Raw genomic sequence first — 8624 nt, forward strand, 5'->3', positions numbered from 1 at the left:
CGCGCCGCGGTCACCATCCACGGTCACACAACCAGCCCGCAGACGGCGTACAAGGGGGAGCGAGAGCATGCAGCTCGGAATGGTCGGCCTCGGAAAGATGGGCGGCAACATGGCCGCCCGGCTCCGTGAGAAGGGGCACGAGGTGGTCGGCTTCGACGTCACCTCCCCCGACCGCGACGTCGACGACCTGAAGACCCTGGTGGCCCGGCTGGCCGCCCCCCGGGTCGTCTGGGTGATGGTCCCCGCCGGGGAGCCCACCGAGTCCACCATCTCCGCGCTGGGCGACCTCCTGGAGGAGGGCGACCTCGTCATCGAGGGCGGCAACACCCACTACGTGGACGACCGCCCCCGCGCCGACCGCCTCGCCGAGAAGGGCATCGGCTACATCGACGCCGGGGTCAGCGGCGGCGTCTGGGGCCGCCAGAACGGCTACGGGATCATGGTCGGCGGCGAGGCCGCCGACATCGAGCGGGCCCGGCCGGTGTTCGACTCCCTCACCCCCGACGAGGGCGGCGGCTTCGTGCACGCCGGCGCGGTCGGGGCGGGCCACTTCGTCAAGATGGTCCACAACGGCATCGAGTACGGCATGATGCAGGCCTTCGGCGAGGGCTTCGAGCTCATGGCCGCCTCCGGCATCGTGGACGACGTCCCGGGCACCTTCGAGAGCTGGCGCGAGGGCACCGTGGTGCGCTCCTGGCTGCTCGACCTGCTGGCCCGGGCGCTGGAGGAGGACCCGGACCTGGCGGGCCTGCGCGGCTACGCCCAGGACTCCGGCGAGGGCCGCTGGACGGTCCAGGCCGCCGTGGACCTGGCGGTCCCGGCCCCGGCCATCACCGCCTCGCTCTTCGCCCGCTTCGCCTCCCGCCAGGACGACAGCCCGGCGATGAAGGTCGTCGCGGCGCTGCGCAACCAGTTCGGCGGCCACGCGGTCACCAGGGCCGCCGACGCGGCCGACCCCGCCGCGGACCCCGCCGCCGGCACCGCACCCGGCCGGGGCTGACCCCGGCCGCCCCGTCCCGGACCCGCGCGGGTCCGGGACGCGCCCCGCGGCGCATCCCCCTCCCCCGCCCCACCCTCCCTTTCCCGTCCCGCCGTCCGCTCCCCTGACCAGGAGGAAAGGCCGGATGTACGTTTCCCATCTGCAACTGGCCGATTTCCGTTCCTACGCGGAGGCCCTCGTCGAACTGGGCCCGGGCGTGAGCGTGTTCGTCGGTTCCAACGGCCAGGGCAAGACCAACCTGGTCGAGGCCATCGGCTATGTCGCGACCCTCGGCAGCCACCGCGTCTCCTCCGACACCCCGCTGGTCCGCCAGGGTGCGGCCCGCGCCATCGTGCGCGCCCGGGTGGTGCGCGAGGAGCGGGACATGCTGGTCGACCTGGAGATCAACCCGGGCCGGGCCAACCGCGCCCGGATCAACCGGGCCGCCGCGGGGCGCCCGCGCGACGTGCTGGGGATCCTGCGCACGGTGCTGTTCGCCCCCGAGGACCTGGCCCTGGTCAAGGGCGACCCCGGGGAGCGCCGCCGTTTCCTGGACGACCTGCTGGTGGCCCGCTCCCCGCGGATGGCGGGGGTGCGCGCGGACTACGACCGGGTCCTCAAGCAGCGCAACGCCCTGCTCAAGACGGCGTCGGGCAGGATGTTCCGGCAGCGTTCGGCCCCCGACCTGAGCACGCTGGAGGTCTGGGACGCCCACCTGGCGGAGGCCGGGGCGGAGCTGCTGGCCGCCCGGCTGGACCTGGTGGAGGCGCTGCGCCCGCTGATCGGCGACTCCTACGCGGGGCTCACCGACTCCGGCGGCCCGGCGGTGCCCACCTACCGCAGTTCCCTGACCGAGGACGGCGGTGAGCTGCCGCGCGAGCGCGCGGCCCTGGCCAAGACCCTCCTCGAAGCGATGGCCGGGCAGCGCGACCGCGAGGTGCAGCGCGGGGTGAGCCTGGTGGGCCCGCACCGCGACGACCTGTTCCTGGAGCTGGGCGGGATGCCCGCCAAGGGCTACGCCAGCCAGGGCGAGTCGTGGTCGTACGCGCTCTCCCTGAAGCTGGCCGCGTTCGACCTGCTGCGGGCGGACGGCGACGACCCGGTGCTCATCCTCGACGACGTCTTCGCGGAGCTGGACTCCGAACGCCGCCGCCGGCTGGCCGAGCGGGTCCGCGACGCCGAGCAGGTGCTGGTGACGGCGGCGGTCGCCGAGGACATCCCGGCGGAGCTGGACGGTGCCCGGTTCGGCGTGCGCGAGGGGGAGGTCACCGGTGGCTGAGCAGTATCCACAGCCTGTGGATCCGCGCCGCGGTCCGGCCCCGGCGGACCCGGGCGCCGCGTTCCGCCGTCCACAGCCTGTGGACAACCGCGCCGACTCCCACACCCCCCCACCCGCTTCCCCCCCGACCCCGCCCGCCGCCCCGTCCGCCTCCGGCGCCGACCTCGCCCGCCAGGCGCTGGCGCGCGCCCGGGCCGAGGCCCGCGACCGCGGCGCCGTCCCCCGCGGCATGGGCCCGCGCCGCCGTGGCCGGATGCGGTCACGCAACGAACCGCAGATGTTCGGGGACGCGGTCAAGACCTGGCTGATCGAACACGGGTGGCAGGAGCAGGTCGCCATTGGCGGGGTTTTCGGCCGCTGGTCGGAGATCGTCGGCGAGTTCAACGCCCGCAGGCTGCGCCCGGAGAGCTATTCGGAGGGCGAATTGGTCCTCGTGGCCGATTCGCCGACGATGGCCGCGCACGCGCGTTCGATGGTGCGGGATCTGATGCGCCGGCTCAACGAGGAACTCGGCGACGGCACCGTCATCTCCATCAAGATCAAGGGCCCCGGTACCCGCCGGCGTTGAGTGCCCCGGCGGTCCGCGCAACGGCACGGCCCGTCCACAGGCTGTGGATAACCGCAGGTGAGGATGGTTGCGCCGGGGCGCACGGGGTAGGTGCCCGGTCGTGTCCACCGGTGTGACGGGGCGGGCGGGGGAGAATCGGAACCGATCAGCCCCCCAAGGCATCTGAAGCGCCCGCGGGACTCCGAGAAGCCCCTCCCGTGTGTAGGGAGTCGTCTCCCTCCCCGAACGTTCGCTGTGATGCGGCACAGGGCCGCCAATGCCACTTTGTCGTACCGCGCGGGGTATCATGGAAGTGGTTCTTCAGACGCCTGTAGCCGGTATAGACGCCCCCAAGAGAGGGTGGGCGGACGGACCGTGCGGCGAGCGGTGATCCCCCAGGTGTCGCGGTATTCCGACCCCTGTGATCGCCATGCCGTCGGCCCGTCGTCATCCGCTCGGCCGCGGTCGACAGGCGTCCCCAGCAGGAGGGTGTACCCACTTGGCCTACGACGCTCGATCAATCACGGTTCTGGAGGGGCTTGAAGCAGTCCGCAAGCGCCCCGGAATGTACATCGGTTCCACCGGGGAGCGCGGCCTGCACCACCTCGTCTACGAGGTGGTCGACAACTCCGTCGACGAGGCGATGGCGGGCCACGCCGACGCGATCGAGGTGACCCTGCTGGCCGACGGCGGCGTGCGGGTGGCCGACAACGGCCGCGGCATCCCCGTCGACCTCCACCCGGTGGAGAAGCGTCCGGCGGTCGAGGTCGTCCTCACCACGCTGCACGCGGGCGGCAAGTTCGACGGCAAGTCCTACGCGGTCTCCGGCGGTCTGCACGGCGTCGGCGTCTCCGTCGTCAACGCGCTGTCCACCGCCCTGGACGTCGAGATCCGCCGCGAGGGCCACGTCTGGCGCCAGCACTACGAGATGACCGCCCCCACGGGCGAACTCGTCAAGGGCGAGGCCACCGACGAGACCGGCACCCAGATCACGTTCTGGGCGGACGGCTCGATCTTCGAGACCACCACGTACTCGTACGAGACCCTGTCCCGTCGCCTACAGGAGACGGCGTTCCTCAACAAGGGGCTCGCCATCACCATCCGCGACGAGCGGCCCGACCACACCGACGGCGGGCCCACGGTCCAGACGTTCCACTACGAGAACGGCCTGTCCGACTTCGTCAGCTACATCAACGCCAAGAAGGAGCCGGCGCACGCGTCGATCATCTCCTTCGAGGAAGAGGGCGAGGGGATGTCGGCGGAGATCGCCATGCAGTGGAACCACTCCTACACCTCGTCGGTGCACACCTTCGCGAACGTGATCAACACGACCGAGGGCGGCACCCACGAGGAGGGCTTCCGCTCGGCGCTCACCACCATCGTCAACCGGTACGCCCGCGACCAGAAGCTGCTGCGGGAGAAGGACGACAACCTCACCGGCGACGACATCCGCGAGGGCCTCACCGCCATCATCTCGGTCAAGCTCGCCGAGCCCCAGTTCGAGGGCCAGACCAAGACCAAGCTCGGCAACACCGAGGCCAAGTCCTTCGTCCAGAAGGTCACCAACGAGCACCTGCGCGACTGGTTCGAGCGCAACCCCGGCGAGGCCAAGGACATCGTGTCCAAGGCCAGCCAGGCGGCCCGCGCCCGCATCGCCGCCCGCCAGGCCCGCGACCTCACCCGCCGCAAGACCCTCCTGGAGTCCACCTCCCTCCCCGGCAAGCTGTCCGACTGCCAGTCGACCAACCCGGAGGAGTGCGAGGTCTACATCGTGGAGGGCGACTCCGCGGGTGGATCCGCCAAGGGCGGCCGCAACCCGAACAACCAGGCCATCCTGCCCATCCGCGGCAAGATCCTGAACGTCGAGAAGTCCCGCATCGACCGCATCCTCAAGAACAACGAGGTCCAGGCGATCATCACCGCCCTGGGCACCGGCATCCACGAGGAGTTCGACGCCGAGAAGCTGCGGTACCACAAGATCATCCTGATGGCCGACGCCGACGTCGACGGCCAGCACATCCGCACCCTGCTGCTCACCCTGCTGTTCCGCTTCATGAAGCCGCTGGTGGAGCTCGGCCACGTCTACCTGGCGCAGCCGCCGCTGTACAAGATCAAGTGGGACCAGCGCGGCTCCGACGCCAGCTACGCCTTCTCCGACGCCGAGCGCGACCGGGTCATCGAGGCGGGCATCGCGGCCGGCAGGAAGGACCCGCGCCCGCGCGACATGGTCCAGCGCTTCAAGGGCCTGGGCGAGATGAACGCCAACGAGCTGTGGGACACCACCATGGACCCCGACCGGCGGGTTCTCCTCCAGGTCAGCCTGGAGGACGCCGCCCAGGCCGACGAGATGTTCAGCGTGCTCATGGGCGAGGACGTCGAGTCCCGGCGCGCCTTCATCCAGCGCAACGCCAAGGACGTCCGCTTCCTGGACATCTAGGGACCGGGCCCGGGGAGTGCCCCGGGCAGTGAACCGAGCTCAACGAAGCTTCGTAGAAGGGATCGACATCCGTGACGGATGCGAACAACCCGGACGCCCCTGAGGGAGCGGAATCCTCCGTGGAGGAGCTGGAACGCGTCACCGACCGCATCGAGCCGGTCGACATCCAGGTCGAGATGCAGCGCAGCTACCTCGACTACGCGATGTCGGTCATCGTCGGTCGTGCCCTGCCCGACGTCCGCGACGGGCTCAAGCCCGTCCACCAGCGCGTGCTGTACGCGATGTACGACGGCGGCTACCGCCCCGACCGCGGGTTCTTCAAGTGCGCCCGCGTCGTCGGCGACGTGATGGGCAACTACCACCCGCACGGCGACAGCGCCATCTACGACACCCTGGTCCGGCTGGCCCAGTGGTGGTCCATGCGCATGCCGCTGGTCGACCCCAACGGCAACTTCGGCTCCCCGGGCAACGACCCGGCCGCCGCCATGCGGTACACCGAGTGCAAGCTCGCCCCGCTGGCCATGGAGATGCTCCGGGACATCGACAAGGAGACCGTCGACTTCCGGCCCAACTACGACGGCCGCTCCTCCGAGCCCGTCGTGCTGCCCGCCCGCTTCCCGAACCTGCTGGTCAACGGCTCCTCGGGCATCGCGGTCGGCATGGCCACCAACATCCCGCCGCACAACCTGCGCGAGGTCGCCGAGGGCGTCGACTGGTTCCTCGACAACCCCGAGGCCTCCGACGACGACCTGCTCGACGCGCTCATCGCGCGCATCAAGGGCCCCGACTTCCCGACCCGCGGCCTCATCGTCGGCAAGCGCGGCATCGAGGAGGCGTACCGGACCGGGCGCGGCTCCATCACCATGCGCGCCGTGGTCGAGGTCGAGGAGGACAAGCGGGGCCGCCAGACCCTGGTCGTCACCGAGCTGCCCTACCAGGTCAACCCGGACAACCTCGCGCTGAAGATCGCCGACCTGGTCAAGGACGGCAAGGTCAACGGCATCGCCGACGTGCGCGACGAGAGCAGCGGCCGCACCGGCCAGCGCCTGGTCATCGTGCTCAAGCGCGACGCCGTCGCCAAGGTCGTGCTCAACAACCTGTACAAGCACACCCAGCTCCAGGAGACCTTCGGCGCCAACATGCTGGCCCTGGTCGACGGGGTGCCGCGCACCCTGCGCCTGGACCAGATGATCCGCCACTGGGTCAAGCACCAGGTCGAGGTCATCGTCCGGCGCACCCGGTACCTGCTCCGCAAGGCCGAGGAGCGCGCCCACATCCTGCGCGCGCTGCTCAAGGCCATGGACCGGATCGACGAGGTCATCGCCCTCATCCGCTCCAGCGCCTCCGCCGACGACGCCCGCACCGGCCTCATGGGCCTGCTGGACATCGACGACGTCCAGGCCCGCGCCATCCTCGACATGCAGCTGCGCAAGCTGGCCGCCCTGGAGCGCAACCAGCTCACGTCCGAGTACGACGAGCTCATGGCGCAGATCGCCGACTACAACGACATCCTGGAGTCGGACACCCGCCAGCGGACCATCATCCGCGAGGAGCTCGCCGAGATCGTCGACAAGTACGGCGACGAGCGGCGCACGCACATCATCCCGTTCGAGGGTGACATGCGCATGGAGGACTTCATCGCGGAGGAGGACGTGGTCGTCACGATCACCCGCGGTGGGTACGCCAAGCGCACGCGCATCGACAACTACCGGGCGCAGAAGCGCGGCGGCAAGGGCGTGCGCGGGGCCCAGCTCAAGCAGGACGACATCGTCCAGCACTTCTTCGTCACCACCACCCACCACTGGATCCTGTGCTTCACGAACCAGGGCCGGGTGTACCGGACGAAGGCGTACGAGCTGCCCGAGGCCGCCCGCGACGCGCGCGGCCAGCACGTCGCCAACCTGCTGCCGTTCCAGCCCGGCGAGGAGATCGCGCAGATCATGGCGCTGCGCGACTACGAGGCCGCGCCGTACATGGTCCTGGCCACCCGTGAGGGCCTGGTCAAGAAGTCCCGTCTGGAGGACTTCGACTCGGCGCGCGCGGCCGGCATCATCGCGATCAACCTGCGCGAGGGCGACGAGCTGATCGCCGCCCGCCTGGTGTTCGGCGACGACGACCTGCTGCTGATCTCCAGCGACGCCCAGGCGATCCGCTTCCCCGCCTCCGACGAGTCGCTGCGCCCCATGGGCCGGGCGACCAGCGGTGTGATCGGCATGCGGTTCCTGGAGGGCGACTACCTGCTGAGCATGGACGTCATCCGGCCCGGCGACGGGTCCACCGACGTCCTGGTCGCCACCGAGAACGGCTACGCCAAGCGCACCCCCTCCGACCAGTACCCGGTGCAGAACCGCGGCGGCAAGGGCGTGCTGACGGCCAAGGTCGTCGAGGCCCGCGGCAAGCTGGTGGGCGCGCTCATGGTCGACCCGGAGATCGACGAGGTCTTCGCGATCACCTCCGCCGGCGGGGTCATCCGCACCGGCGCCGAAGAGGTCAAGCAGTCGGGCCGCACCACCATGGGCGTCCGGCTGATGAACCTCGACAAGGGCAACAAGATCGTCGCCATCGCCCGCAACGCCGAGGCCGGTGACGCCGAGGAGGAGCTCGAAGGCGCCGTGGGCGACACGGTCGATGGAACGGTCGCGGCCGAAGGCGAACCCGAGGCCTAGACTGCGCGTTAAGTCCCGATAGGACCCGTGGGGGTACGGACCACCCCCACGGGTCCCGGTCGCTTCAACCACCCGCTCTCAAGGAAAGTCCAGCGGTAACGTTTCTATGTCTGACAACCAGCGGAACACCACCACGAACGACGCCGCTCCCGCAGGGGACGTGGAGACGACCGACACGGCCCCGACGGGCGGCGGAGAGGCGGCCACCATGACGCAGACCCCGGGCGGTGCCGAGCCCCAGGAGGCGGCCGCGGGCAAGGCGACCCTGAGCAGCCGCAAGGCGCACCTGACCGTGTCCCGGGTGGAACCGTGGTCGGTGATGAAGTTCAGCTTCGTCGTGTCGCTGGTGTGCTTCATCATCCTGTTCGTCGCGATCGCCGTGATCTACGCGACCCTGTCGATGCTGGGCGTGTTCGACGAGCTGACGAACATGATCAACGCCCTGCTGGAGGGCGACGGCGGCGGCGAGGACGAGCTGGGCCTCAACCCCGCCGCGTGGTTCTCCCCCGGCCGGGTGCTCGGCTACACGGGTGTGGTCGGGGCGCTGAACATCGTGCTCATCACCGCCCTGTCCACCGTGGGCGCCATGGTCTACAACCTGGTCGCCGACCTGGTGGGCGGCCTGGACATCACCCTCACCGAGGCCGAGTAGGGGCCGGGCGGGAACGTCCGCGGCGAGGGGCCGCCCACCGGGCGGCCCCTCGCCGCGTCCGGGG

At 70.5% G+C, this 8624-nt stretch carries 6 protein-coding genes; all 6 read left to right on the plus strand.

The window, feature by feature from the left end; translation table 11 throughout:
* Positions 1–67 precede the first annotated feature (67 nt).
* The 6 genes from gnd to ACJOT3_RS29080 all read left to right on the plus strand — a co-directional run bounded on the left by gnd (position 68) and on the right by ACJOT3_RS29080 (position 8560).
* Positions 68–1000, plus strand: a complete 933-nt coding sequence (gnd, locus tag ACJOT3_RS29055) for a phosphogluconate dehydrogenase (NAD(+)-dependent, decarboxylating) (protein ID WP_406976318.1) — start codon at positions 68–70, stop codon at positions 998–1000.
* Positions 1001–1124: 124 nt separating this feature from the next.
* Positions 1125–2258, plus strand: coding sequence for a DNA replication/repair protein RecF (gene recF, locus ACJOT3_RS29060; protein ID WP_406976319.1), 1134 nt, complete (start codon positions 1125–1127; stop codon positions 2256–2258).
* Between the two features lie 79 nt (positions 2259–2337).
* Positions 2338–2826, plus strand: coding sequence for a DciA family protein (locus tag ACJOT3_RS29065; RefSeq protein ID WP_406976323.1), 489 nt, complete (start codon positions 2338–2340; stop codon positions 2824–2826).
* A 478-nt stretch (positions 2827–3304) separates the two neighbouring features.
* Positions 3305–5242, plus strand: a complete 1938-nt coding sequence (gene gyrB, locus ACJOT3_RS29070; RefSeq protein WP_406976320.1) for a DNA topoisomerase (ATP-hydrolyzing) subunit B — start codon at positions 3305–3307, stop codon at positions 5240–5242.
* 71 nt (positions 5243–5313) lie between these two features.
* Positions 5314–7908 carry a DNA gyrase subunit A gene (gene gyrA, locus ACJOT3_RS29075; protein ID WP_406976321.1) on the plus strand — a complete coding sequence of 865 codons (2595 nt, stop codon included), beginning with the start codon at positions 5314–5316 and terminating at the stop codon, positions 7906–7908.
* A gap of 106 nt (positions 7909–8014) precedes the next feature.
* Positions 8015–8560 (plus strand): DUF3566 domain-containing protein, encoded by a 546-nt coding sequence (locus tag ACJOT3_RS29080; RefSeq protein WP_406976322.1) that lies wholly within the window; start codon positions 8015–8017, stop codon positions 8558–8560.
* The last annotated feature ends 64 nt before the right edge of the window (positions 8561–8624 follow it).

Origin of the sequence: Nocardiopsis protaetiae (assembly GCF_045446735.1) — a bacterium.
Classification (GTDB): Bacteria; Actinomycetota; Actinomycetes; order Streptosporangiales; family Streptosporangiaceae; genus Nocardiopsis; species Nocardiopsis protaetiae.